This is a genomic window from Curtobacterium sp. MCPF17_046, from assembly GCF_003224295.1.
Lineage (GTDB): Bacteria > Actinomycetota > Actinomycetes > Actinomycetales > Microbacteriaceae > Curtobacterium.
Window position 1 is genome coordinate 42,597 of sequence record NZ_QKLB01000004.1, and the last position, 23,061, is coordinate 65,657.

Genomic DNA, 23,061 nt, shown 5'->3' on the forward strand with positions numbered 1-23,061 from the left:
ATGACCGGAACGCGCCCGGCACCCCACACCGGGGTGCCGGGCGCGCCGTCGTCCGGGCGCCTGGTGGGTGTCGACGTCGCCCGTGCGGTCGCGCTGCTCGGCATGATGGCGGCGCACGTCGGCGACGTGGCCGAGCAGGTCGACTGGGCCGACCCGGCGAGCTGGGGCGCCGTGGTGAACGGGCGCTCGGCGGCGCTGTTCGCCGTCCTCGCCGGGGTGTCGATCGGACTCGTCAGCGGCCGGGAGGCGCCTCCCGGCCCGCCGACGATCGGACGCATCCGGGCACGCCTGGCGCTCCGGGCCGTGGTCGTGGTCGCCGTCGGGCTGCTGCTCATGATGCTCGGCACGCCGGTCTACGTGGTCCTGCCGACGTACGGCGCGCTGTTCCTGCTCGCGCTGCCCGTCCTCCGCTGGCGGCCGTGGGCGTTGCTCGTGCTCGCCGCGGCGTGTGCGCTCGCGTCCGCACCGGTCGTGATCGCGGTCCTGCCGGTGTACGCGGATGCCGCGATGGCCGGGGTGCAGCTCGGACTCGTCTACCCGGTGGTCACGTTCGCCGCGTACGTGTTCGTCGGCCTCGCCGTCGCGCGCACCCGCTCACGAGCGGACGGGACCGACACGGTGCGACAGGTCGTGCTCCTCCTGTCGGCCGCCGGGGTCGCCGCTGCCGCGTACGTCGTCGGTGCGGTGGCCGCGCCCGTGCCCGCGGACACCACCGGTGCGTTCCCGGGGGTGCCCTTCGTGCCGGCCGGCTCGGACACCGGGCAGGCGGTCGCGCAGGTGTTCCTGTCCCCACGCGACCACTCGTCGTCGATCGTCGACGTCGTCGGCACGGCCGCGGTCGCCGTCGCCGTGATCGCCCTGTGCCGCCTCGTGTTCGACGGACTCGGTCCGGTCCTCGCGCGGGTCGCGTTCCCGCTGGCCGCCGTCGGGTCGATGCCGCTCAGCGTCTACGCGCTGCACCTCGTCGTCATCGCGGCGTGGCCGGACCTGCCGCACGGGCCGACGACCTGGTGGGCGTTCACCGTCGGGGCCGTGCTGTTCGCGATGGCCTGGCGGACCTTCCTCGGCCGCGGACCGCTCGAACGGCTGACCGCGGCCGTCGCGTCGGTGGTGCCCCTCCGCCCCGCTACTGCAGCGCTGCGGTGAGCCGTGCGATGTTGTCGAAGACCCGTGACCGGCGGGGCCGCGCGAGCCATTCGTCGAGCGTGAGCTCGCGGCTCGCCGCACGGTAGTCGTCCTGCACCCCGCGCAGGGCCTGGACGAACGTGCGGCCGCGCACCATGACGGAGATCTCGAGGTTCAGCGTGAAGGAGCGCATGTCCATGTTGCTCGACCCGATCACGGCGACGTCGTCGTCGATCGTGAAGTGCTTCGCGTGCAGCACCGTCGGCGCGCGGTACAGCCAGATCCGCACGCCCGCACGCAGCAGCCCCTCGTAGTAGGAGCGCTGGGCGTGCCAGGTCATGGCGTGGTCGCCGATCTCCCCGACGAACAGCTCGACCTGCACCCCGCGCTGGGCCGTCGTCGTGATGGCGTAGAGCATCGAGTCGTCCGGCACGAAGTACGGGGACGTGATCGTCACCCGCTCCTGCGCCGAGTACAGCAGCGCGTTGAAGAGGCGGAGGTTGTTCTCGCCGTCGAACCCGGGACCGGACGGGACGACCTGGCAGTCCAGGGCGTCCGCGCGATCGGCACGGTGCACGGGATCGCTCTCGCGCAGCAGGAGTTCGTCGGTCTCGCTGTACCAGTCCGTGACGAACAGCGCGTTGATGCCTGCGACGACCGGACCCTCGAAGCGGGCGAACAGGTCGCGCCAGCGCAGGCCACGGTCGATGTTCGCCTTGAGGTCGTACGACCGGTCGATGAGGTTCTGGGACCCCGTGAACGCCACCGAACCGTCGACGACCAGGATCTTGCGGTGGTTGCGGAGGTCGGGACGCTGGAACTTCCCCTGCAGCGGCTGCAGCGGCAGCATGAGGTTCCACTCGATACCGGCCGCGTCGAGGAACGCGAGCGTCTCCTTGAAGTGCGGGTAGCTCTTGCTCGCCCAGTGGTCCATGAGGAACCGGACGGTCACGCCGCGAGCCCGTGCCCGCGCCAGGGACTCGAAGAACGGCCGCGTGGTGGGGTCGAGCGAGGCGATGTAGAACTCGACGTGCACGAACCGTCGCGCGTCGTCCACGGCGTTGGTCATCTCGGCGAACGCGTCGTCGTAGTGCGGGTACAGCTCGGCCTGGTTGCCACCGACCAGCGGCATCGCTCCGAGCTGACGGTTCAGGCGGGTGATGCTCTCGAGCCACGCCGGCCACAGGTGGTCGCGGCGGACGCGCTCGATGCCCTCGGTCTGCTCGAGGATGTAGCGGTTGATCTCGGTCTGCTTCTCCCGACGGGAGCGGGGCAGCTTCGTCGACCCGAGGACGAGGAACAGGATGAACCCGATGTACGGGATCAGGAAGATGGCGAGCAGCCAGCCGGTCGCGGTCTGCGGCTTGCGGTCGATCGGGACGTAGACGAGCGAGAACGCCCGGATCGCCAGGTCCAACAGGATGAGGACGACGACGAGTGCGACGACGAGCCAGTGCTCCACGGTGTCGGGTGCGGGGAGGGGCGGGCGGTCAGCGGAAGTTGATGAACTGGAGCGGCACGTCGAACTCTTCGCCCTTGAGCAGCTGGATCGTCTGCTGCAGGTCGTCGCGGCTCTTCGAGGACACGCGGAGCTCGTCGCCCTGCACCTGGCTCTTCACGCTCTTCGGCGCCTCTGCCCGGATGAAGGCGCCGATCTTCTTGGCGACGTCCTGCTCGATGCCGTTCTTGAACGACACGTCGATGCGGAACTCCTTGCCGGACGGGTACGGGTCACCCGCGTCGAGGCTCTTCAGGCTGATGCCGCGCTTGATCGCCTTCGTCTGGAGCACGTCGAGGACGGCCAGGGCACGCTCCTCGGTCGAGGCCTTGATGAGCACGTCCTCGCCGCTGAACGCGACCGATGCGCCGACGCCCTTGAAGTCGTAGCGTTGCTCGATCTCCTTCGCCGCCTGGTTGAGGGCGTTCTCCGCCTCCATCTTGTCGACCTTGCTGACCACGTCGAAGGAGCTGTCTGCCATGCCCGACAGCCTATCCGGCAGCAGGACGCCGCGTTCCTCCGGGCCGTACGGCTGTGGAGGACGTCGGTCCGGTCCGCGACCGGTGGCGTGGTGGCCAGGCACATCTCCGGACGGGCCGCCTGGAGGCCCGGTCCGCCCCCGCCTCGCGGCTGCGGCGGCGACCGTGGTCGCGAGCACTGCCGGACATCGGCTATGCTCTTCACCGCGCCTTCGGTCGGTGACGACACGGGCCGGGTGCGCACATGGCGAGTTACCCAAGCGGCCAAAGGGATCTGACTGTAAATCAGCCGGCGTATGCCTCCGGGGGTTCGAATCCCTCACTCGCCACCGTCCAGCAGGAAGCTGGGAGCACGGCCCCGTCTCCGGACGGGGCCGTTCGTGTTCCCGCCCCCGATCGTGATCCCGGTGCCATCCGTGTCCCCGCGGCTCTCCTCGATCGCGGTCCGTCCGCGTCCCGGTGCGGTCCGTGTCCCGGTGCGGTCCGTGGCCCGGGCACGGCCGGTCCGCGGGCGGCCTGGGGCAGGATCGAGGGCATGACAGACGCCCAGATCGTCACCGACGCCCCTGACGCCCTCGCCGACCTGGCCGAGTCGATCGCCCGCGAGGCCGCCGCGCTCGCCGTGCGTCGACGCGCGGAAGGCGTCGAGGTCGCCGACCGCAAGTCGAGCATCGCCGACGTCGTCACCGCCGCCGACCGGGAGGTCGAGGCCCTCATCCGGCGACGCATCGCCGAGGCCCGGCCCGACGACGCCTTCCTCGGCGAGGAGTCCGGGGCCGCCGCCGGTGCGTCCGGTCTCACCTGGGTGGTCGACCCGATCGACGGCACGGTCAACTACCTGTACGGCAGCCCGGCCTACGCGGTGAGCATCGCCGTCGTGCGCGGTGTCCCCGACCCGGCACTGTGGGAACCGGTCGCCGGGGTCGTCATCGCGCCCGCGACCGGGCAGGTGTACCGCGCGGTGGCCGACGGCGAAGCGACCCTCGACGGGCGGCCCCTCGCGGTCGCCGCCCCGGCGTCCCTGGCGGAGACCCTCGTCGCGACCGGCTTCGGCTACACCGCGGACCGGCGGTGGGAGCAGGCCGCGGTCCTCGCCGGGCTCATCACCGAGGTGCGGGACGTGCGCCGCGGGGGAGCGGCCGCGCTCGACTGCTGCGCGGTCGGGGCCGGGACGGTCGACGCCTACTACGAGCGGGGCATCAACCCGTGGGACATGGCGGCCGGCTCGATCGTCGCCGCTGCCGCGGGGGCCGTCGTCCGGACGTGGGAGGCCGGCGACACGCGGTCCTTCCTGTTCGCCGCGCCGAGCATCGCGGAGGACCTCGTCACCCTCGTCCGCACGCTCGAGGAGGACGTCCTCGGGGACTGAGCGACGCCACCCGCTCTGGGGGTCCTGCACGGACGACCACACGACTGGCGGGGAGCACCGACCTTTGCTAGCGTTCTGGAGTCCCGTTACCTGCTCGTTACCGACGAGCGCCCGTGCCTCGAACTCAGGATCGCTACCGAACACATGCTCGACTCCTCGCAGACGCCCACGACCATCGACCGCGACGCCTCCCAGGCGACGCCGTCCGTGCACCTGACGAGACGAGCTCGGATCGAAGCCGAACGCGCTGCCGCCAAGCCGAGCCGTCGTCGGAACGATGCTGTCCGTCCCGCAGCGACCGCGTCGAACGGGTCGACCTCGCAGGACTCCGGTCCGGTGACCCCGCCGGCTCCCTCGTCCCCGGTGCTCCCCGCCTCGAGTGCGGCACCCCGCACCCCGCCGGCGCCGGCGTCCCCGGTGGTCGCTCCGCTGGCGGAGGCCGCCCCGGTGTCCCGTCGTGCCGCCACGGCTCCGCTCGGTGCCGTGTCCGACCGCCCGACGTCCTCGGAGCGGTCCGCCGCCCGGGAGCGCGGCGTCGGCGCGCAGCGTTCCCCCGGAGCGAAGCGTGCCGGACGTCCCGTCGGACCGAAGCGCGCCGCGAGCACGACGGCGCGTGCAGCGGTTCGGACGACGCCCGCCGCCGGTGCCCGCGTCGACCGGGCCACCCGGCACATCGCCCGCTCCACCGCGGCGACCCCGCGTCCGGGCCACGGCGCCTCGTTCCGCCGGACGGCCTCGGGCGTCACGGTCGTCGGTGCGCTCCTGTTCACCGCGGGGCTCGTCGTGTCGACCTCGCTCCCCGCGCAGGCGCTCTACGTGCCGCAGCCCGGCACCGCGACCGTCCGTGCCTCGGTGCAGGAGGTCCAGTCACTCTCCGTCGGCGACGCCGTCGAGGGCTCGGTCGACCGCGACGCCTACACGGTCTCGCAGGTGCAGCGCGTCGTCCGCCCCAAGTCCGGCGTTGCCACGAGCGGGGTCGCCGGCGCAGCGGGGGTGGCCACCGCTCCCGGCACGAGCGTCGCCGGGGACACGTCGGGCGCCATCCGCTGGCCGTTCCCGACGGCCGTGCCGATCTCCTCCGGCTTCGGCGGTCGCCAGGTCGCCGGTTGCTCGTTCTGCTCGACCTTCCACCAGGGTGTCGACTTCGCTCCCGGGGCCGGCACGCCGATCGGCGTCGTCGCGGACGGCACCGTCATCAAGGTCCAGGCGAACGACGGTGCGTTCGGCAACGACGTGTGGGTCGAGCACGACGTCGCCGGCAAGAAGTTCGTCAGCGTCTACGGACACATGCTCGACAACTCGTTCGAGGTCGTCCAGGGCCAGCAGGTGAAGGTCGGGGACATCCTCGGTCTCGTCGGCAGCACGGGCAACTCGACGGGCCCGCACCTGCACCTCGAGATCCGCATCGACGGCGTCCCCGTGGACCCGCTGGCGTGGCTCGAGGCCAACGCGGAGTAGTCCGCACGGACGCCGTCCGCACGCACGACGTGCACGCGGTCGGTGTCCACGAGGACGGCGCGCCCGGGCGTCACGGTCGGTTCCAGACCAGCGCCGGGGGTCTGCTATCCTCGTGTGGTGCCGCTCGCGGTACTCGCCCCGATAGCTCAGTGGTAGAGCACTTCCATGGTAAGGAAGGGGTCGTCAGTTCAATCCTGACTCGGGGCTCCGACTCGCAGTGTGATCACTCCCGCAGTGCTGATCACCGCGGATCCCTGGCGGGGTAGCTCAGTTGGTTAGAGCACACGGCTCATAATCGTGGTGTCGCGGGTTCAAGTCCCGCCCTCGCTACCAGTGGTACCGGCACGGTCGGTACCGTGCAGAACGATCGCAACGACGGAAAGCCCGGCGCACCAGCGCCGGGCTTTCGTCGTTGCCGGCGGTCCGACCCCAGGTCGCGCCGGCGCGTCGCCGCTCAGTGGTCGCGGACCGTGATGCCGGAGGTGTCCAGCCGGTCCGTCCGGTGCACCAGGACCCCGCCGTCGTGCAGGCTCGCCTCGACCAGGGCGGCCGTCCGGTGCCAGGCTGCGTGGCGACGTCGGGCGCCGATCGGTCCGCCGGCCACCGCGGCGCCGTGGTCGGCGTGCCGCAGCGTCAGCACGGCGTGCCCCGGGGTCGACGACAGCGCGAGCTCGTACCGGCGGTACTGCCGCGCGGGGTGCACGAGGGCGCCGAGGAGCGCGGTGAGGACACGGTCGCCGCTCGACACGACGAGTCGGTCGCCCCCGTGGGTGACACGATGGCCGTCGGCGCGCAGGGCCGTCCCGACGAGTTCGACGGCGGTGCCCCGGTCGTCCTCGCGCACCGCGTACTCGGTCGTCGTCTCCATGGCCACTCCCGCCGGACCCGCCCGGCCGCCCCCCGACCGGTGTCGCCAGCATAACCGATGCAAACTCATCTAAGCCCCGTGTCCGAGCGGCTCGGTAGACTGCCGTGGTGTCAGTGAACCCCGAGCTCGTCGGCAGGACGTTCCCGCCGGCCCCGCCGTACCTGGTCGGTCGTGAGAAGGTGCGTGAGTTCTCCCGTGCCGTCTTCGCGACGAACCCGATCCACTCCGACCCCGAGGCCGCCCGTGCTGCGGGTCACGCCGACGTGGTCGCGCCGGCGACCTTCGCGGTCGTCGTGCAGGAGGCCACGCTCGCACAGCTCCTCGCCGAGCCGGACGGTGGCATCGACTTCTCCCGTGTCGTGCACGGTGCGCAGGAGTTCGCCTACGAGCGTCCGATCGTCGCCGGGGACGAGCTCACCGCCACACTGCGGGTGACGAGCGTGAAGACCCTCGGCGGCAACGCCATGGTCACCGCCGAGTCCGCGGTCGTCGACGCGGACGGCGCGCCCGTCGTCACCGCCACGTCCACCCTGGTCGTCCGAGGAGATGACGCATGACCGACACCACGTCCGGGCTCGAGGTCGGTGCGGTCGTCGCCGAGCGGCAGGTCCACCTCACCCGCGACTCGCTCGTCCGCTACGCCGGGGCCTCGGGGGACTTCAACCCCATCCACTACCGGGACGACGTCGCGGCGGAGGTCGGCCTCCCCGGTGTCCTGGCGCACGGCATGCTGACCATGGGCCTCGCGGTCCAGCCGGTGTCCGAGTGGCTCGGTGACCGCGGCTGGGTCGCCTCCTACGGCGTCCGTTTCACCCGCCCCGTCGTCGTCGACCCGCGGGACGGTGCCGACGTCGGCGTCGTCGCGAAGGTCGGCACGCTCGACGAGCAGGGCCGCCCCCGCCGCATCGACCTCACCGTGACCGCCGCCGGGCAGACCGTGCTCGGCAAGGCGCAGGTCACGGTGGCGTTCCACTGACCGTGGCGGAGACGACGCTCGCCGAGCTCACCACCCTGCGCGTCGGCGGTCCCGCCGGCCGCCTGCTCGTCGCCGAGACCACCGAGAACCTCGTCGCGCACGTGGTCGACGCCTGGTCGGACGACGACTGGCTCGTGGTCGGCGGCGGCAGCAACCTGCTCGTGGCCGACGGGGGCTTCCCCGGGACCGTCGTGGTGGTCCGCACGCGGGGCGTCACGCACGAGGCGGACGAGGACGGCGTCACCGTGCGCGTGGCGGCGGGGGAGCCGTGGGACGAGTTCGTCGCCACCACCGTGGCGCGCGGGTGGACCGGACTGGAGGCCCTGAGCGGCATCCCGGGCACGGTCGGCGCGTCCCCCGTGCAGAACATCGGTGCTTACGGGGTCGAGCTGTCCGACGTGCTCACCGCGGTCGAGTTCCTCGACGCCGAGACCGGCGAGCGGTCCTGGGTCCCGGCGGCCGAGCTCGCGCTCGGCTACCGCACGAGCACGCTCAAGCACGGGCGGCGCGGCGCCGTCCTGACGGTCGAGTTCCGGCTCGGGACCGCGACCGCGGACGGTGTGCCGGTGCGCTACGCGCAGCTCGCCGGGTCGCTCGGTGTCGAGCTCGGCACCCGGGTCGCGCCGGCCGACGTCCGGGCCGAGGTCCTCCGTCTGCGCTCCTCGAAGGGCATGGTCCTCGACGACGCCGACCCGGACACCTGGAGCGCCGGGTCGTTCTTCACGAACCCGATCGTCTCGCGGGGCTTCGCCGAGACCATGCCGCTCGACGCGCCGCGGTGGCCCGCCGGGGACGACGTGAAGCTCAGTGCCGCGTGGCTCATCGAACACGCCGGCGTGCACCGCGGCTACGGCGTGCCGGGCTCCTCCGCGGCGATCTCCACGAAGCACACGCTCGCCCTGACGAACCGCGGGGGAGCGACGGCTGCCCAGGTCGCCGAGCTCGCCCGCTACGTGCAGGTGACCGTGGCGAACCGCTTCGGCGTCACCCTGGTGCCGGAGCCGGTCGTCGTCGGGGACCTGCTCGACTGAACGAGCGCGTCCCCGACGGTCAGCCGAAGAGCCGGGCCAGGCGCGCCACGCCCTCGGCGATGTCGTCGTCGCCGAGGGCGTAGGACAGGCGGAGGTACCCGGACGGACCGAACGCCTCGCCGGGGACGACCGCGACCTCGGCGTGCTCGAGGACGAGATCGGCCAGCTCGAGCGTGGTCGTCGGCGTCGAACCGGCCCACTCACGACCGAGCAGTGCCGTGACGTCGGGGTAGACGTAGAAGGCGCCCTCCGGCTCCGGCGTCACGAACCCGGGGATGGCGTTGAGCCCGGCGACGATGGCCTTCCGGCGGCGGTCGAAGGCGTCGCGCATGGCGGTGACCGGCTCCTGCGGCCCGGTGAGCGCCGCGATCGCCGCACGCTGCGAGACGTTCGACACGTTCGAGGACAGGTGCGACTGCAGGTTCGACGCGGCCTTCACGGCGTCGGCCGGGCCGATCATCCAGCCGACCCGCCAGCCGGTCATGGCGTAGGTCTTGGCGACGCCGTTCACCAGGATCGTGGTGTCCGCGAGCGCGGGCACCTGCTCGAGGACGCCGGAGAACCGGATGCCGTCGTAGACCAGGTCCTGGTAGATCTCGTCGCTGATCACCCAGATCCCGTGCTCGAGCGCCCATTCGCCGATGGCGCGGGTCTGCTCGGCGGAGTACACCGCGCCGGTCGGGTTCGAGGGGGAGCAGAACAGCAGGGCCTTCGTCCGCGGGGTGCGCGCGGCCTCGAGCTGCTCGACGGTCACGAGGTAGCCCTGGTCGCTGCCGGCGAAGACGTCGACGGGCACACCACCGGCGAGACGGACCGCTTCGGGGTAGGTGGTCCAGTACGGCGCGGGGAGGAGGACCTCGTCGCCCTCGTCCACGACGGTCTGGAACGCCTGGTACACCGCCTGCTTGCCGCCGTTCGTGACGATCACCTGGGCGGGGTCGACCGTGACGCCGGAGACGCGGGCCGTCTTGTCGGCGATCACACGCTTGAGTTCCGGGAGGCCCGTCGCCGGTGTGTAGCGGTGGTTCGCCGGGTCCTGTGCCGCCGCGACGGCCGCGTCGACCACGTGCTGCGGGGTCGCGAAGTCCGGCTCACCGGCAGCGAAGGAGATGACCGGACGGCCGGCGGCCTTGAGCGCCTTGGCCTTGGAGTCGACCTTCAGCGTCGCCGACTCCGCGATGGCGGCGATCCGCGACGCGATGCGCGGCCGATCGGTGGTCGGGGCCGCGTCGGTGGTCGGGCGGTCGGTGGGCTGCGGGTTGACGGCGTCGGTGCTCACGGGGCCAGCCTAGCGACGCGCCGCGCCGGAGCACCCGCCAAGTGGACACCGTCGCCGCGACTCCCGTACACTGTCCTGCGGCGGTCGAAGTCCGCCGGATCATGCGCTCCGTCGCAGATCCGGAGGCCCCTCCCGGGTCGACGGACTCGCCACCAGGAACATCCGGCACCCCCAGGGGTGGGTCGTTCCGAAGGGCGGTGGCTCAATTGGTAGAGCAGCGGTCTCCAAAACCGCAGGTTGCAGGTTCAAGTCCTGTCCGCCCTGCACATCGGGAAGGGTAGAAGTGGCGAGCAAAGAAGTGGAGACGACGGACGACGTCGTCGCCCAGGCGAAGGTCGATCGCGCTCAGCGGCGCGGTCCGTTCGCCGCGATCGCGCTGTTCATCCGCCAGGTCTTCGGCGAGCTGCGCAAGGTCGTCACCCCGACCCGCAAGGAACTCTTCAGCTACACGGGCGTCGTGCTCGTGTTCGTCGTCGTCATGATGATCCTCGTGTCGGTCCTCGACTTCGTGTTCGGTCTCGGCGTCGGCTACGTGTTCGGCAACGGCCCCACGGCCTGACCCAGCCGGCATGAACCCCGGCGCACCGCATCCCCGGCGCGCCCGGACTGACCGCAGGTCCGACCGTTCCGGTCCTCCTCGGGGTACGGTCTCCCGGAGACGGCGACCCGTTCCCCGCCCGGAACGCGAGTGCCAACCCGATCCGCACCATCGAACGGAAAGAACCGACTGTGTCTGACTACTCCCGCGACGACATCGACCTCGCGACCGCTGCCGAGCAGTCTTCCGAGGTCGAGGAGAACCAGGAAGGCGACGTCGAGACGAGCGAGCTCCGTTCGACGGACTCCGCCGAGGAGCGCGCGATCTCCGTCGACGACGAGGACGACGAGTCCCTCGGCCTGAGCGACGCGCCGGACGACGGCACCGTCGCCGCCGAGCTCGACGAGACGCTGGGCGCCCTGGCCGAGGCCCGCGACCCCGAGGCCGACGCGGTGGTCGACGACGCGCTCGAGATCGACACCGCCGACGAGGCAGAGGCCGCCGTCGAGGCCGTCGAGGACGAGGAAGAGTCCGAGCTCGAGGACGAGACCGCTGCGGAGGCGAACGCCACGATCGCGGCCGAGGAAGCCGCCGACGCGCTCGAGGACGACGCGGACGCCGAGCCGGTCGAGGCCGACCCGTACGACGCCTTCAAGGCCGAGCTCCGGATGAAGCCGGGCAAGTGGTACGTCATCCACTCCTACGCGGGCTTCGAGCGCCGCGTGAAGGCGAACATCGAGAACCGCATGGTCTCGATGTCGATGGAGGACTACATCTACCAGGCCGAGGTCCCGATGGAGGACGTCGTCGAGATCAAGAACGGGCAGCGCAAGCTGGTCACCCGCGTCCGGATCCCCGGCTACGTGCTCGTCCGCATGGACCTCAACGAGGACTCGTGGTCCGTCGTCCGGCACACCCCGGGTGTCACCGGCTTCGTGGGGAACGCCCACAACCCGACGCCGCTCCGTTTCGACGAGGCGTTCGGCATGCTGAAGTCCCTGGTGCAGGTCGCCGAGGCCGCTCCGACCAAGGGCGGCTCGAAGTCCGGCGGAGCCGCGCAGGCCCAGCCGCAGGCCGAGGTCGACTTCGAGGTCGGCGAGACCATCACCATCAAGGAAGGCTCGTTCGCGGGCCTGCCGGGTTCGATCTCCGAGATCAAGCCGGAGAGCGGCAAGCTCACCGTCCTCGTCTCGCTGTTCGAGCGCGAGACCCCGGTCGAGCTCAGCTTCGACCAGGTCACGAAGCTCTAGTACTGGCGAACGTCCAGTACACTGTCTGAGTTTGGGTCCGCGCGCCTCGTGCGCTGCGGATCCGTGACCGCGATCCGGATCCGCCGGAGACGCGGGAGAGTGCACGGGTCCCCGTGCGTTCGAATCCAGGAGGAAACGGAACATGGCACCGAAGAAGAAGGTCACGGGCCTGATCAAGCTGCAGATCAACGCGGGCGCCGCCAACCCGGCACCGCCGATCGGTCCGGCGCTCGGTCAGCACGGCGTGAACATCATGGAGTTCTGCAAGGCGTACAACGCCCAGACCGAGTCGCAGCGCGGCAACGTCATCCCGGTGGAGATCACCGTCTACGAGGACCGTTCGTTCACGTTCATCCTCAAGACCCCGCCGGCCGCCGAGCTCATCAAGAAGGCAGCGGGTGTGAACAAGGGTTCCGCGACGCCGCACACGGTGAAGGCCGGACGCATCACGGCGGACCAGATCCGTCAGATCGCCGAGACCAAGCAGGCCGACCTGAACGCCAACGACATCGAGCAGGCGACGAAGATCATCGCCGGTACCGCTCGTTCGATGGGCATCACGGTCGAGGCCTGAGCCTCACCCCACACACCCCAGTACTCACCGTGGGAGAGCCGCGCCGGCTCGCCAACCACGTATCTCGCAAGGAGACCACCATGGCGAAGAAGTCCAAGGCGTACCGCGCCGCGGCCGCGAAGATCGAGGCCGACAAGTTCTACACCCCGACCGAGGCAGTCGCCCTCGCGAAGGAGACCGGCTCGGCGAAGACCGACTCCACCGTCGAGGTCGCGCTGAAGCTCGGCGTCGACCCCCGCAAGGCGGACCAGATGGTGCGCGGCACCGTCATCCTCCCGCACGGCACCGGCAAGACCGCCCGCGTCATCGTCTTCGCGACGGGTGCAGCCGCTGAGGCCGCCATCGCCGCCGGCGCCGACGAGGTCGGTGGCGACGAGCTCATCGCGAAGGTCGCCGAGGGCTACACCTCGTTCGACTCCGCGGTCTCGACCCCGGAGCTCATGGGCAAGGTCGGTCGTCTCGGCAAGGTCCTCGGCCCGCGCGGTCTCATGCCGAACCCGAAGACCGGCACCGTGACGCCGAACGTGGCCCAGGCCGTGAACGACATCAAGGGCGGCAAGATCGAGTTCCGCGTCGACAAGCACGCGAACGTGCACTTCGTCGTCGGCAAGGCCTCGTTCACCCCGGAGCAGCTCGACGAGAACATCACCGCCGCGCTCGACGAGGTCGTCCGCCTCAAGCCGAGCGCTGCCAAGGGCCGCTACATCATGAAGGGCGCCGTCTCGACGACCTTCGGCCCGGGCATCCCGCTGGACGTCAACGTCCTGGCCTGATCCACGGCTCCACACGAACGGCCCGCACCGGAAGGTGCGGGCCGTTCGTCGTTCCGCACGCCCTCGGCGTCCCCGCTACCGTTGTGGGGTGCGGACCTTCGTGAACAGCCTGCGACTCGTGGTCGCCGTCGTCGCCGTCGCCGCGGTGGTGACGGACCTGCAGGGGGCGCTGCGCGACGACTTCGTGTTCTGGGACTTCTTCGGGTACTTCACGAACCAGTCGAACCTGCTCGTCGCGGTGGTGTGGACGCTGACCGTCGTGGCGGCGTTCGGCGACCGTCCGACCGGCCGTCGACTCGACCTGTTCCGCGGTGCGGCCACGGTGTACATCGCAACGACCGGGCTCGTCTACAACACGCTCCTGGCAGAGGTCGGTCAACCGCTGGGGGCGTCCTGGTCGAACGACGTCGTGCACCGCTGGGTGCCGCTGATCGTGGTGCTCGACTGGGTGCTGTTCTCGGACCGGAGTCGGCTGCTGTTCCGGGACGTGTGGTGGTTCCTCGTCTACCCGGCGGTCTGGCTCGTGGTCGTCGTCACACGCGGCGCCACCGACGGTTGGGTGCCGTACCCGTTCCTCGACCCCGCATCCGGCTACGGGGCCGTGGCGCTGTACTGCCTCGGCGTGGCCGTGTTCATCGGGCTGATGGGACTCGGCGTCGTGGCGCTGAGTCGGCTCCGGGTGGTGCGGGTCAGCGAGCGTCCCGCAGGCGGTCGAGCACGAGGTCGGCGAGCACGATGAGCCCGCGGATCGCGTCGTCGTCGCGGTCGATCCAACGGCACTCCGGCTCGTCGGCGACCGGCACGAAGTCGTCGTGCGTCTCCCAGACGAACAGCGTGCGGTCCGCGCCGAGCACGTACTGCTGCCACCAGACCTGTCGCATGTAGTGCCGTGGGACGCGCTTCCAGCCGGACGAGGTCGTCTTGATCTCGGCGAGGAGGAGCCGGCCGTCACGGTCCTGTCCGACACCGTCGGGCGTCGCCAGGTGCGCTCGGTTCGTGGCGGCGTGGAACAGGTGGGCCGACGGCAGGATCCCGTGCGTGGCGGCCACCCACGAGGCGATGATGGGCTCCCGCTCCTTGCCGTGCTCGGTGTAGACGTTGCCGGCGAACCGGGAGCCGTAGCGCTTGTCCGCGACGACGGCGTCGACGGCGCGGAGCGAGGCGAGGCGTGCGACGTCGGTGGCGGTGATCCCCATCGCCCGCGCGCGGAGCCAGGCGACCCGGTCCGACGAATGCGCGACGATGCGCTCGGTGTGCCCGCGCAGGGACGTGAACGCGTTGCGGCTCGGCCGTGCCGGCGCGGACGGTGACGTGCCGGAGCCGGGCTGGGCCTCCCACCCGTCATCCAGGTCGCCCCACAGGGTGGGCTGCACGATCGTCACCGGATGATTGTCCACCCGACCACCGGCACCGGCGAAACCGGCGCGCGGCCGATCCGGCGCGCTGGCAGGTCACCGCGCTCAGGAAACGAGCTGCCGCCCCTCGGACAGGGTGACCAGTTCGTCCACGCCGGCGGGGGAGAGGGCGTACGCGATGGCCAGGGCTGCCGCGCCCTGCAGCGCGGCGATCGAGCCGGCGCGGGACTGCGCGATGACGAGGTGTTCGGTGGCGAGCGGCATCGACCGGGAGTACACGACCTCCCGGACACCCGCGAGCAGGTGCTCTCCGGCCTGCGTGATCGAGCCACCGAGCGCGATGACCGACGGGTTGATGAGCGAGACGCACGTGGCGAGCACCTCCCCGATGTCGCGGCCGGCCTGCCGGACGGCACCGATCGCGTCGATGTCCGAACGGCCCACGAGGTCGATGACGTCCGCGCTGGTGTGCACGTCGTGTCCCTTGGCGCGGAGGGCCCTGGCGATCGCCGGGCCGGAGGCGACGGCCTCCAGACACCCGGTGTTGCCGCAGTGGCACGGCACGTCCCCGGCGCGCGAGACCCGGACGTGCCCGATGTCCCCGGCGGTGCCCTCGGCGCCGCGTTGCAACCGTCCCTCGGACACGATGCCCGAGCCGATGCCGGTGGCGACCTTCACGAACAGCAGGTGGTCGAGGTCCGGCCAGCCGTGCGCCCGCTCGCCGAGTGCGGCGATGTTCACGTCGTTGTCGACGAGCACGTGCGCGCGGACGTGCTGCCGGAGCCAACCGGGCACGTCGAAGCCGTCCCAGCCCGGCATGATCGGCGGGTTCGCAGGACGACCGGTGGAGAACTCGACGGGACCCGGCAGGCCGATGCCGATCGCGATGACGTCGTCGCGTGCCCGGCCGACCGAGTCGAGGAGCTCGTCGACGACGCCGATCAGCCACTCGAGCGTCGGAACGGGTCCGGCCGCGATGTCGATGCTCGCGTCACGCGTCGCGAGCGGGGTGCCGACGAGGTCCGTCACCGCGACCCGGCCGTGCGAGGCGCCGAGGTCGGCCGCGACGACGAGCCGCGCGGCGGGACGGAGGGCGATCTGGGCGGGTGGACGACCGCCCGTGGACGCCGCGGTGTCGACCGCCCCGACGAGTCCGACGTCGGCGAGGGCGTCGAGCCGCACGCCGATGGTCGAGCGGGCCATCCCCGTCAGGGCGGCGAGCTCGCCACGGGTCCGCGGCACACCGTCACGCAGGATCTGGAAGAGCTCACTCGTCCCGACCGGCGGCGACGTTGCCGTCCGAGTCATGTCGACCATGTCCGGAGTGAACCACACATCCTCCGAGCCACGCAACGAAGGTCGTCGAACTCGTTCGAACTTCTGCTTGACCGCCGACAGAAGCACCCATAGTGTGACGATCGGTCAGTGACGACCACGTCTCGATGAGGAGAACACACGGTGACCCAACCGCTCTCGGTCCAGCTGTACACAGTGCGTGACGCGCTGTCGGCGGACCTCCCCGGAACCCTGGCGACGATCGCCGACATCGGTTTCACGAACGTCGAACTCTTCGGCTTCGTCGACCGTGCGGACGAGTACGCGGCCGCCCTGCAGCAGGCCGGCCTGGTCGCGCCGAGCGGGCACGCACGTCTCCTGGACGCCGACGAGCAGGACCTCGAGCGCATCCTCGCCGCGAGCGTCACGGTCGGCCTCGGCACGCTCATCGACCCGCACGTGGACGAGGCCCGCTGGACCACCCGCGAGGACGTCGAGGCGATCGCCCGCCAGTTCAACGAACTGGTCCCGCGCGCCGCCGACCGTGGCCTCGTGCTCGGCTACCACAACCACGCCTTCGAGTTCTCGAACCGCATCGACGGCACGAGCGCCTTCGAGGTCTTCGCCGGCGCCCTCGCCGACGACGTCGTCCTCGAGCTCGACACCTACTGGGCGAAGGTCGGCGGGGACGACCCGGTGGCCGTCCTCGGGCGGCTCGGCGACCAGGTCCGCTTCCTGCACGTCAAGGACGGCGACGGCTCGCACGACGACAAGCAGCAGGTCGCCGTCGGCAACGGCGTCATGCCGGTCCGGGACATCATCGCGGCCGCGCCCCAGGCGCAGCAGGTCATCGAGCTCGACGACCACGACGGCGACGTCGTGCAGGCCGTCCGCGACTCGTACGCCTTCCTCGCCGGAGCGGACGCATGAGCGCCGCGGGCCGCGTGGGCGTCGGCGTCATCGGCGCCGGGGTCATCTCCGACCAGTACCTGTCGAACCTCACCGTCTTCCCCGACGTCGAGGTGCTGTTCATCGCCGACATCGACCTGCCCCGGGCGGCCTCGCAGGCCGAGAAGTGGGGCGTCGCCGGATCGGGCACCGTCGAGGAGCTCCTGGCGATCGACGACATCGAGATCGTCGTGAACCTCACGATCCCCGCGGCGCACGTCGAGGTGGCGCTGCAGGCGCTCCGCGCCGGCAAGCACGTCTGGGGCGAGAAGCCCTACGCGCTCGACCGGCAGAGCGCGACGGAGCTGCGCGACGCCGCGGTCGCGGCCGGCCGCACCGTGTCGGTCGCGCCGGACACGTTCCTGGGGGCGGGCCTCCAGACCGCACTCCGCACGATCCGCGACGGTCGCATCGGCACGCCGCTGAACGGGCTGACCCTCTTCCAGAGCCCCGGCCCGGAGTCCTGGCACCCGAGCCCCGAGTTCCTCTTCGCATACGGCGCCGGCCCGCTCTTCGACATCGGTCCGTACTACATCACGACGCTCGTGCAGGCGTTCGGACCCGTCGCGAAGGTCACCGCCACCGCGTCCAGGTCCCGCGCCACCCGCACGATCGGCTCCGGGCCGAAGGCGGGCACCGAGTTCCCCGTCGAGGTCCCGACGAACCACTCCGCGCTCATCCAGTTCGAGAACGGCGGGAGCGCGCAGAGCGTGTTCTCGTTCGAGTCCGACCGCGGCCGCACCGGCTTCGTCGAGATCGCGGGGGAGACCGGCACCGTCGTGTTCCCCGACCCGAACGAGTTCGACGGCGACACGAAGCTGTACGCGCTCGGCGCCGAGGAACCCGAGACGATCCCGGCCGTCGGGTCCACCTACTCGCGGGGGACGGGCGTGGTCGACCTGGCCCGCTCCCTCCGTGCCGGCGAAGGGAACCGGGTCCCCGGCGCCCTCGCCTTCCACGTCCTCGACGTGATGGTCTCCATCGCCGAGGCCGCCGAACGTGGTGAGACCGTGCTCGTCGAGAGCACCGTCGAACCCTCCCCGACCCTCCCCGAGGGCTGGGACCCCGCGGAGCAGACCCTGGTCTGACCAGCCTGCCCCACCCTCCACAGCAGCACCCAGCACGATCCAGCACCACCCAGCACGATCCAGCACCACTTCCTGCACCATCTCAACGACGAGAAAGTAGAGAGTCATGCGCACTGCCATCCGCGCACTGGCCATCACCGCGGCCGCGGCACTCACCGTGTCGGGCCTCGCCGCCTGCTCCTCCGGGTCCTCCGGCGCATCGGGCGACTCGAAGACGCTCACCTACTGGGCGTCGAACCAGGGCACCTCCCTCGAGAACGACAAGGAGGTGCTGACCCCCGTCCTCAAGAAGTTCACCGACGAGACCGGGATCAAGGTCGACCTCCAGGTCATCGGGTGGAACGACCTGCAGACGAAGATCCAGACCGCCGTCACCTCGGGCCAGGGCCCGGACGTCGTCAACATCGGCAACACGTGGGCGACTTCGCTCCAGGCCACCGGCGCTTTCCAGGAGTTCGGTGACGCGGAGATGAAGGCCATCGGCGGTGCCGACAAGTTCGGCAAGGTCGCGCTCTCGACCGGTGGCGCACCGGGTCAGACCGTCACGAGCGTCCCGCTCTACGGCCTCGCGTACGGCCTGTTCTACAACAAGCAGATGCTGGCCGACGCCGGCGTCGAGCCGCCCACCAACTGGGAGGACCTCGTCTCGGCCGCCGAGAAGCTGACGACCGACGGCAAGTACGGCTTCAGCCTCGCCGGTGGGTCCTACACCGAGAACGCGCACTTCGCGTTCATCAACTCGGCGCAGAACGGCGGCGAGTGGTTCGACAAGGACGGCAAGCCGACCTTCACGTCGAAGGAGAACGTCGAGGGCATCAAGCGCTACCTCGACCTCATGCAGGACAGCAAGGCGGCCAACCCGTCGAACGCGCAGTACGACAACGCGAACCAGTCGGTCGCGGACTTCGCGAACAAGAAGGCCGCGATGATCCTCAACCAGAACAACGCGAACACCACGATCGAGTCGCTCGGCATGAAGTCCGACGAGTTCGGCGTCGTGCCGCTCCCGGCGCCGACCGGTGGCGAGGACATCGCCAGCTTCCCGGCCGGCATCAACCTGTCGATCTTCAAGAACACCGACAACAAGGACGGCGCGCTGAAGTTCGTCAAGTACATGACGAGCATGGACACGCAGACGACGCTGGACAAGCCGTACTCGGCCCTGCCGGTGCTCGCCGAAGCTGCTGACTCCGTCTCGGACGAGCAGACGAAGACGTTCCTCGACATCTACAACAACAAGGCGAAGCCGCTCCCGCTGGTCCCCGCCGAGGACCAGTTCGAGTCCACGGTCGGCAAGGCGATGAACGAGATGTTCGCCAAGATCGCCACGGGTTCGACGGTGTCCGAGAAGGACATCGAGGACGCCCTGCAGACGGCCCAGGACCAGGTCTCCCAGGCCGCAGGTTGACCTGACGGGAGGCCCGGACGCGTCCGACAGGTCGCGTCCGGGCCTCCCGCCCCCCTCCTCGAACCCTCCCACCCAGCCGGAAGGCCTGCCCATGTCCACGACGGTCCTGCCAGACTCCGAGGCCATCGACCTGACGCACACCAAGGCGCCGACCCTCTCGGGTCCGTCGCCCCGCGGGAAGCGTGGCGTCACGTGGCTCCCGTACGCGCTCGTCGGTCCCGCGATCCTCTTCGAGCTGCTCATCCACATCGTGCCGATGCTCGTCGGCATCTGGATCAGCTTCGTGCAGCTCACCAAGTACTTCATCGCGAACTGGGGTGCCGCCCCGTTCGCCGGCCTGCGCAACTACTCCGTCGCGGTGGACTTCGACCAGGCCATCGGGCGCGGACTGCTCAGCTCGTTCCTCATCACCTGCGCGTTCACGATCCTGGTCGTCGGCCTGTCCTGGGGCTTCGGCATGGCCGCCGCGGTCGCACTGCAGAAGCCGTTCGCCGGCCGCGGGCTCTTCCGCACGCTGTTCCTCATCCCCTACGCCCTGCCGATGTACGCGGGCGTCATCACGTGGAAGTTCATGTTCCAGCGTGACTCCGGTGCCATCAACCACGTCCTGGTGGACCAGCTGCACCTGTTCGGCAGCGGTGCCCCGTTCTGGCTCATCGGCAACAACGCTTTCGTGGCCGTGGTCGTCGTGGCCATCTGGAAGACCTGGCCCTTCGCGTTCCTCATGCTCATGGCGGGCCTGCAGTCCGTCCCGGCCGACGTGTACGAGGCCGCCTCGGTCGACGGTGCGAAGCCGTTCCGACAGTGGCGCTCGATCACCCTGCCGATGGTCCGCCCGGTCAACGTCACCCTCGTGCTCGTGATGTTCCTCTGGACGTTCAACGACTTCAACACGCCGTTCGTGCTGTTCGGGTCGACCGCGCAGCCCCCGGCCGCGGACCTGCTGAGCTTCCACATCTACAACGCCTCGTTCATCACCTGGAACTTCGGGTCCGGCGCCGCGATGAGCGTGCTGCTGCTCCTCTTCCTGCTCGTCGTCACGGGCATCTACCTGGCCGTCACCAACCGGAGGTCCGTCCGTGCGTGAAACAGTGGGCGCAAAGTCTTTCAAGATCATCGTCATCGCGCTGCTCACCGTCTTCACGGTGGTGCCGCTCTACGTGATGGTCACGACCGCGATCAAGCCGCTCGGCGACGTGCAGGACGACTTCACCTGGATCCCGTCGAACATCACCATCCAGCCGTTCATCGACATGTGGTCGACGGTCCCACTGGCGCGGTACTTCGTGAACTCCCTCGTGGTGTGCACGGTCGCCACGGTGTTCTCGCTCATCATCGCGACGTTCGCCGCCTACGCGGTCTCGCGCTGGAACTTCAAGGGCAAGAGCGCCTTCACCACGACGGTGCTGTCGACCCAGATGTTCCCCGGCGTCCTGTTCCTGCTCCCGCTGTTCCTGATCTTCACGAACCTCGGCAACTCGCTCGGCATCCAGCTCGTCGGCAGCTGGCTCGGGCTCATCATCACGTACCTGACGTTCACGCTCCCGTTCTCGATCTGGATGCTCGCGGGCTACTTCGAGACGATCCCGCGCGAGCTCGACGAGGCCGCGATGGTCGACGGGTCCGGCCCGATGGGTGCCCTGTTCCGGATCATCCTGCCGTCGGCCCGCCCGGGTCTCGTCGCGGTCGGGATCTACTCCTTCATGACCGCGTGGGGCGAGGTGCTCTTCGCCTCGGTCATGACGAACGGCCTCGGGTCGACGCTCGCCGTCGGTCTGCAGCAGTACTCGACGCAGACGAACGTGTACTGGAACCAGATCATGGCGGCCTCGCTCGTCGTGTCGATCCCGGTCGTGATCGCGTTCCTCGTGGTCCAGCGCCAGTTCGTCGCCGGCCTGACCGCCGGCGCGGTGAAGTAGCCGCGACCCCCTGACGGGAGGTGCCGTGTGGGTCTGCCCGCACCGCACCTCCCGTCCGTGTTGCCCGACGAGACGACAGGATGGACGCATGACGGAGACCCGCGGGCGGCAGCTGCTGCCCGGACAGACCAGCCGCGTGCACGTGTACGACGTCGAGGGTCGGAGCGCCCGCCTCGTCTTCGAGTCCCGTTCCGTGCTCGTCGAGGCGCCGAACGTCCTCGACGCGGACACCCTCGTGCTGAACGGCGACGGCGACCTGTGGCTCCTGCCGGTGCCGCCGCCCGGGACGGTGCTCGACGAGACCGCACTCGTGCCGGTGCCGATGGACGGCGTGCCGGAGATCAACAACGACCACGTGCTCGATCCGTCGGGGGAGTCGGTCGTGGTGAGCGCCCGCGACGGTGAGCTGTACCGCGTGCCGCTGCCGGCCGGCGGTCCCGGGTCCCGCATCACCGACACGGCCGCGGCCCTGCCCGTGGTGCGGAAGTACTACCTGCACGGCATCGCTCCCGACGGTTCCGCCCTGGCGGCGATCGTGGGCGAACGGACCGAGGCCGGCGTGTGGACGACGGACGTCGCCGTCGTCGACCCGGGTACCGGAGCGACGACGTTCGTGACCCGCGACGAGCACCCCGACGACGGCTGCGCCTGGACGCCCGACGGCGGCACGCTCCTGTTCAACACCGAGCGGTTCACGCCCGGCACCGCACAGATCGCGGCGCTCCGGACCGGACCGGACGGAGCCGGATCGACCGGCCCCGTGCCGATCACCGGCGACGAGCGGGTGAACTGGTTCCCGCACGTCTCCCCGGACGGCGCGCACCTGCTCTACCTGTCGTACGAGCCGGGCGTGCAGGGGCACCCGGCCGACCACCGCGTGGAGCTCCGACTGCTGCCCGGTGTCCTGGCCTCCGGGGCACGCATCGCGGTCCTGCCGGAGACGCTCGTGGCACTCGACGGCGGGCAGGGGACGGTCAACGTGCCGCCGTGGGCGCCGGACTCGTCGTGGTTCGCCTACTGCGACTACCCGGTCGCCGACTGAGCGCTGCCCACCGCCCGGACGCTCGGATACGCGTCACGCACCCGGCCCTGCGCGATGTGCAACCGGCGCTCCGCGCGCCGCGCCACCCCTGAGTCGTGCGTCACGATGACGACCGTCAGCCCGCGGTCCCGCCACTGCCGCTCGATGAGGCCCATGATCTCGTCGCGCGTCCCCTCGTCGAGCGCCCCGGTCGGCTCGTCCGCGAGGAGCACGCTCGGGTCCTTGACGAGCGCGCGGGCGATCGCGACCCGCTGCTGCTGCCCGCCGGAGAGCTCGGCCGGCAGGTGGTCGAGGCGCTCACCGAGGCCGACCTCGCGCAGTGCGGCGGTCGCCCGCTCGCGGACCTCGGCGCGCGAGCGGTTCGCGAGGGACCCGGCGAACGCGGTCTCCACGTTCTCGAGGGCCGTCAGCGTCGGGATGAGGTTGAAGCCCTGGAACACGAAGCCGATCTCGGTGCCCCGGACGTCCGTGAGTGCCCGGTCGCCGAGCGTCGCGAGGTCCCGGTCGCCCAGCTGCACCGACCCGGTGCTCGGCCGGTCGAGCGCGCCGAGCATCTGCAGCAGCGTCGACTTGCCGCCACCGGTCGGCCCCTGCACGGCGACGAGCTGCCCCTGCGGAATCTCGAGGTCCACCCCCGCCAGGGCGGTGACGGTCCGGTTCTTCTGGCGGTAGGTCTTCGTCACGCCCGACAGGCGGTACGCGGGCCGGGAGGCGGTGGGCACGTCGCCTGTGGCGGGTGCGCTCTCGGTGGTGGTCATGGATGCTCCTGGGGCAGTCGTCGAGGGTGCTGGTGGGGAGGTCGGGGTGC

General features: G+C 70.7%; 24 protein-coding genes and 4 tRNA genes. 21 read left to right on the forward strand and 7 right to left on the reverse strand.

Annotated elements, in window-relative coordinates:
- Positions 1-1,146, forward strand: coding sequence for a heparan-alpha-glucosaminide N-acetyltransferase domain-containing protein (locus DEJ32_RS15965; protein ID WP_181420582.1), 1,146 nt, complete (start codon positions 1-3; stop codon positions 1,144-1,146).
- Here DEJ32_RS15965 and cls read toward each other — a convergent pair.
- A complete protein-coding gene (gene cls, locus DEJ32_RS04895; RefSeq protein ID WP_110900494.1) occupies positions 1,127-2,587 on the reverse strand; it encodes a cardiolipin synthase in 1,461 nt (486 codons plus the stop codon). The genes DEJ32_RS15965 and cls overlap by 20 nt on opposite strands.
- Positions 2,588-2,615: 28 nt before the next feature.
- Positions 2,616-3,104, reverse strand: a complete 489-nt coding sequence (locus DEJ32_RS04900; RefSeq protein ID WP_110890029.1) for a YajQ family cyclic di-GMP-binding protein — start codon at positions 3,102-3,104, stop codon at positions 2,616-2,618.
- Positions 3,105-3,348: 244 nt separating this feature from the next.
- Here DEJ32_RS04900 and DEJ32_RS04905 point away from each other — a divergent pair.
- The 5 genes from DEJ32_RS04905 to DEJ32_RS04925 all read left to right on the forward strand — a co-directional run bounded on the left by DEJ32_RS04905 (position 3,349) and on the right by DEJ32_RS04925 (position 6,262).
- Positions 3,349-3,431, forward strand: a tRNA-Tyr gene (locus DEJ32_RS04905).
- Between the two features lie 206 nt (positions 3,432-3,637).
- Positions 3,638-4,471, forward strand: a complete 834-nt coding sequence (locus DEJ32_RS04910; protein ID WP_110900495.1) for an inositol monophosphatase family protein — start codon at positions 3,638-3,640, stop codon at positions 4,469-4,471.
- A 144-nt stretch (positions 4,472-4,615) separates the two neighbouring features.
- Positions 4,616-5,929 (forward strand): M23 family metallopeptidase, encoded by a 1,314-nt coding sequence (locus tag DEJ32_RS04915; protein ID WP_110900496.1) that lies wholly within the window; start codon positions 4,616-4,618, stop codon positions 5,927-5,929.
- Positions 5,930-6,064: 135 nt separating this feature from the next.
- Positions 6,065-6,136, forward strand: a tRNA-Thr gene (locus tag DEJ32_RS04920).
- Positions 6,137-6,185: 49 nt separating this feature from the next.
- Positions 6,186-6,262: transfer RNA gene (locus DEJ32_RS04925), tRNA-Met, on the forward strand.
- Between the two features lie 121 nt (positions 6,263-6,383).
- Here the strand turns inward: DEJ32_RS04925 and DEJ32_RS04930 are convergent.
- Positions 6,384-6,797 carry a hypothetical protein gene (locus tag DEJ32_RS04930; RefSeq protein ID WP_110900497.1) on the reverse strand — a complete coding sequence of 138 codons (414 nt, stop codon included), beginning with the start codon at positions 6,795-6,797 and terminating at the stop codon, positions 6,384-6,386.
- Between the two features lie 107 nt (positions 6,798-6,904).
- On the opposite strand from DEJ32_RS04930, the gene DEJ32_RS04935 reads away from it, so the two are divergent.
- From DEJ32_RS04935 to DEJ32_RS04945, 3 genes are read left to right on the forward strand one after another with little or no spacing between them, the layout of a single operon-like run.
- A complete protein-coding gene (locus DEJ32_RS04935; protein WP_110890184.1) occupies positions 6,905-7,354 on the forward strand; it encodes a MaoC family dehydratase N-terminal domain-containing protein in 450 nt (149 codons plus the stop codon).
- Positions 7,351-7,773: a MaoC/PaaZ C-terminal domain-containing protein gene (locus DEJ32_RS04940; protein ID WP_110824630.1), complete on the forward strand. Its 423-nt coding sequence runs from the start codon at positions 7,351-7,353 to the stop codon at positions 7,771-7,773. Before DEJ32_RS04935 ends, DEJ32_RS04940 begins: the two co-directional genes overlap by 4 nt.
- A 2-nt stretch (positions 7,774-7,775) precedes the next feature.
- Positions 7,776-8,804 carry a UDP-N-acetylmuramate dehydrogenase gene (locus DEJ32_RS04945; protein ID WP_110900498.1) on the forward strand — a complete coding sequence of 343 codons (1,029 nt, stop codon included), beginning with the start codon at positions 7,776-7,778 and terminating at the stop codon, positions 8,802-8,804.
- Positions 8,805-8,823: 19 nt separating this feature from the next.
- Here the strand turns inward: DEJ32_RS04945 and DEJ32_RS04950 are convergent, their stop codons facing one another.
- Positions 8,824-10,005 (reverse strand): pyridoxal phosphate-dependent aminotransferase, encoded by a 1,182-nt coding sequence (locus DEJ32_RS04950; protein WP_110900623.1) that lies wholly within the window; start codon positions 10,003-10,005, stop codon positions 8,824-8,826.
- A 269-nt stretch (positions 10,006-10,274) separates the two neighbouring features.
- On the opposite strand from DEJ32_RS04950, the gene DEJ32_RS04955 reads away from it, so the two are divergent.
- The 6 genes from DEJ32_RS04955 to DEJ32_RS04980 all read left to right on the forward strand — a co-directional run bounded on the left by DEJ32_RS04955 (position 10,275) and on the right by DEJ32_RS04980 (position 13,957).
- Positions 10,275-10,347 (forward strand) — tRNA-Trp (locus DEJ32_RS04955).
- Between the two features lie 19 nt (positions 10,348-10,366).
- Complete coding sequence (gene secE, locus DEJ32_RS04960) at positions 10,367-10,642, forward strand: preprotein translocase subunit SecE (RefSeq protein WP_110824628.1); 276 nt, start codon at positions 10,367-10,369, stop codon at positions 10,640-10,642.
- A 170-nt stretch (positions 10,643-10,812) separates the two neighbouring features.
- Positions 10,813-11,871, forward strand: a complete 1,059-nt coding sequence (gene nusG, locus DEJ32_RS04965) for a transcription termination/antitermination protein NusG (protein WP_110900499.1) — start codon at positions 10,813-10,815, stop codon at positions 11,869-11,871.
- 142 nt (positions 11,872-12,013) lie between these two features.
- The gene (gene rplK, locus DEJ32_RS04970) at positions 12,014-12,445 is read left to right on the forward strand and encodes a 50S ribosomal protein L11 (RefSeq protein ID WP_110824626.1); all 432 of its coding nucleotides are present in this window, start codon (positions 12,014-12,016) and stop codon (positions 12,443-12,445) included.
- Between the two features lie 80 nt (positions 12,446-12,525).
- Positions 12,526-13,218 (forward strand): 50S ribosomal protein L1, encoded by a 693-nt coding sequence (gene rplA, locus DEJ32_RS04975; protein ID WP_110824625.1) that lies wholly within the window; start codon positions 12,526-12,528, stop codon positions 13,216-13,218.
- Positions 13,219-13,306: 88 nt separating this feature from the next.
- Positions 13,307-13,957 carry a Pr6Pr family membrane protein gene (locus DEJ32_RS04980; protein WP_110900500.1) on the forward strand — a complete coding sequence of 217 codons (651 nt, stop codon included), beginning with the start codon at positions 13,307-13,309 and terminating at the stop codon, positions 13,955-13,957.
- Here DEJ32_RS04980 and DEJ32_RS04985 read toward each other — a convergent pair.
- Together DEJ32_RS04985 and DEJ32_RS04990 are read right to left on the reverse strand one after the other, a co-directional pair.
- The gene (locus DEJ32_RS04985; RefSeq protein WP_110900501.1) at positions 13,908-14,600 is read right to left on the reverse strand and encodes a YqaJ viral recombinase family protein; all 693 of its coding nucleotides are present in this window, start codon (positions 14,598-14,600) and stop codon (positions 13,908-13,910) included. The genes DEJ32_RS04980 and DEJ32_RS04985 overlap by 50 nt on opposite strands.
- Positions 14,601-14,678: 78 nt before the next feature.
- Positions 14,679-15,890 (reverse strand): ROK family transcriptional regulator, encoded by a 1,212-nt coding sequence (locus DEJ32_RS04990; protein ID WP_258368905.1) that lies wholly within the window; start codon positions 15,888-15,890, stop codon positions 14,679-14,681.
- Between the two features lie 141 nt (positions 15,891-16,031).
- Between DEJ32_RS04990 and DEJ32_RS04995 the strand changes: the two genes are divergently transcribed.
- The 6 genes from DEJ32_RS04995 (at position 16,032) to DEJ32_RS05020 (ending at position 22,253) form a co-directional block, all read left to right on the forward strand.
- A complete protein-coding gene (locus DEJ32_RS04995; protein WP_110900502.1) occupies positions 16,032-16,778 on the forward strand; it encodes a sugar phosphate isomerase/epimerase in 747 nt (248 codons plus the stop codon).
- Positions 16,775-17,884 carry a Gfo/Idh/MocA family protein gene (locus DEJ32_RS05000; RefSeq protein WP_110900503.1) on the forward strand — a complete coding sequence of 370 codons (1,110 nt, stop codon included), beginning with the start codon at positions 16,775-16,777 and terminating at the stop codon, positions 17,882-17,884. The genes DEJ32_RS04995 and DEJ32_RS05000 overlap by 4 nt, the downstream gene beginning before the upstream one ends.
- 106 nt (positions 17,885-17,990) lie before the next feature.
- Positions 17,991-19,292 carry an ABC transporter substrate-binding protein gene (locus DEJ32_RS05005; RefSeq protein ID WP_110890021.1) on the forward strand — a complete coding sequence of 434 codons (1,302 nt, stop codon included), beginning with the start codon at positions 17,991-17,993 and terminating at the stop codon, positions 19,290-19,292.
- A 91-nt stretch (positions 19,293-19,383) separates the two neighbouring features.
- Positions 19,384-20,379: a carbohydrate ABC transporter permease gene (locus DEJ32_RS05010; protein ID WP_110900504.1), complete on the forward strand. Its 996-nt coding sequence runs from the start codon at positions 19,384-19,386 to the stop codon at positions 20,377-20,379.
- Positions 20,380-20,383: 4 nt separating this feature from the next.
- Positions 20,384-21,211, forward strand: a complete 828-nt coding sequence (locus DEJ32_RS05015; RefSeq protein ID WP_258368337.1) for a carbohydrate ABC transporter permease — start codon at positions 20,384-20,386, stop codon at positions 21,209-21,211.
- A gap of 88 nt (positions 21,212-21,299) precedes the next feature.
- Entirely contained in the window at positions 21,300-22,253 is a 954-nt protein-coding gene (locus DEJ32_RS05020; RefSeq protein WP_110890019.1) for a hypothetical protein, read from the forward strand.
- On the opposite strand, the gene DEJ32_RS05025 is transcribed toward DEJ32_RS05020, so the two are convergent.
- The gene (locus DEJ32_RS05025) at positions 22,235-23,011 is read right to left on the reverse strand and encodes an ABC transporter ATP-binding protein (RefSeq protein ID WP_110900505.1); all 777 of its coding nucleotides are present in this window, start codon (positions 23,009-23,011) and stop codon (positions 22,235-22,237) included. The two genes, DEJ32_RS05020 and DEJ32_RS05025, sit on opposite strands and share 19 nt — an antisense overlap.
- Positions 23,012-23,061: the final 50 nt, after the last annotated feature.

Bases quoted from the DNA above. Each gene is read 5' to 3' on its own strand.
- DEJ32_RS15965 (WP_181420582.1), top strand. From the start codon at position 1: ATGACCGGAACGCGCCCGGCACCCCACACCGGGGTGCCGGGCGCGCCG.
- DEJ32_RS04900 (WP_110890029.1), bottom strand. From the start codon at position 3,104: ATGGCAGACAGCTCCTTCGACGTGGTCAGCAAGGTCGACAAGATGGAG.
- DEJ32_RS04910 (WP_110900495.1), top strand. From the start codon at position 3,638: ATGACAGACGCCCAGATCGTCACCGACGCCCCTGACGCCCTCGCCGAC.
- DEJ32_RS04915 (WP_110900496.1), top strand. From the start codon at position 4,616: ATGCTCGACTCCTCGCAGACGCCCACGACCATCGACCGCGACGCCTCC.
- DEJ32_RS04930 (WP_110900497.1), bottom strand. From the start codon at position 6,797: ATGGAGACGACGACCGAGTACGCGGTGCGCGAGGACGACCGGGGCACC.
- DEJ32_RS04940 (WP_110824630.1), top strand. From the start codon at position 7,351: ATGACCGACACCACGTCCGGGCTCGAGGTCGGTGCGGTCGTCGCCGAG.
- rplK (WP_110824626.1), top strand. From the start codon at position 12,014: ATGGCACCGAAGAAGAAGGTCACGGGCCTGATCAAGCTGCAGATCAAC.
- rplA (WP_110824625.1), top strand. From the start codon at position 12,526: ATGGCGAAGAAGTCCAAGGCGTACCGCGCCGCGGCCGCGAAGATCGAG.
- DEJ32_RS04990 (WP_258368905.1), bottom strand. From the start codon at position 15,890: ATGGTCGACATGACTCGGACGGCAACGTCGCCGCCGGTCGGGACGAGT.
- DEJ32_RS05000 (WP_110900503.1), top strand. From the start codon at position 16,775: ATGAGCGCCGCGGGCCGCGTGGGCGTCGGCGTCATCGGCGCCGGGGTC.
- DEJ32_RS05005 (WP_110890021.1), top strand. From the start codon at position 17,991: ATGCGCACTGCCATCCGCGCACTGGCCATCACCGCGGCCGCGGCACTC.
- DEJ32_RS05010 (WP_110900504.1), top strand. From the start codon at position 19,384: ATGTCCACGACGGTCCTGCCAGACTCCGAGGCCATCGACCTGACGCAC.
- DEJ32_RS05020 (WP_110890019.1), top strand. From the start codon at position 21,300: ATGACGGAGACCCGCGGGCGGCAGCTGCTGCCCGGACAGACCAGCCGC.
- DEJ32_RS05025 (WP_110900505.1), bottom strand. From the start codon at position 23,011: ATGACCACCACCGAGAGCGCACCCGCCACAGGCGACGTGCCCACCGCC.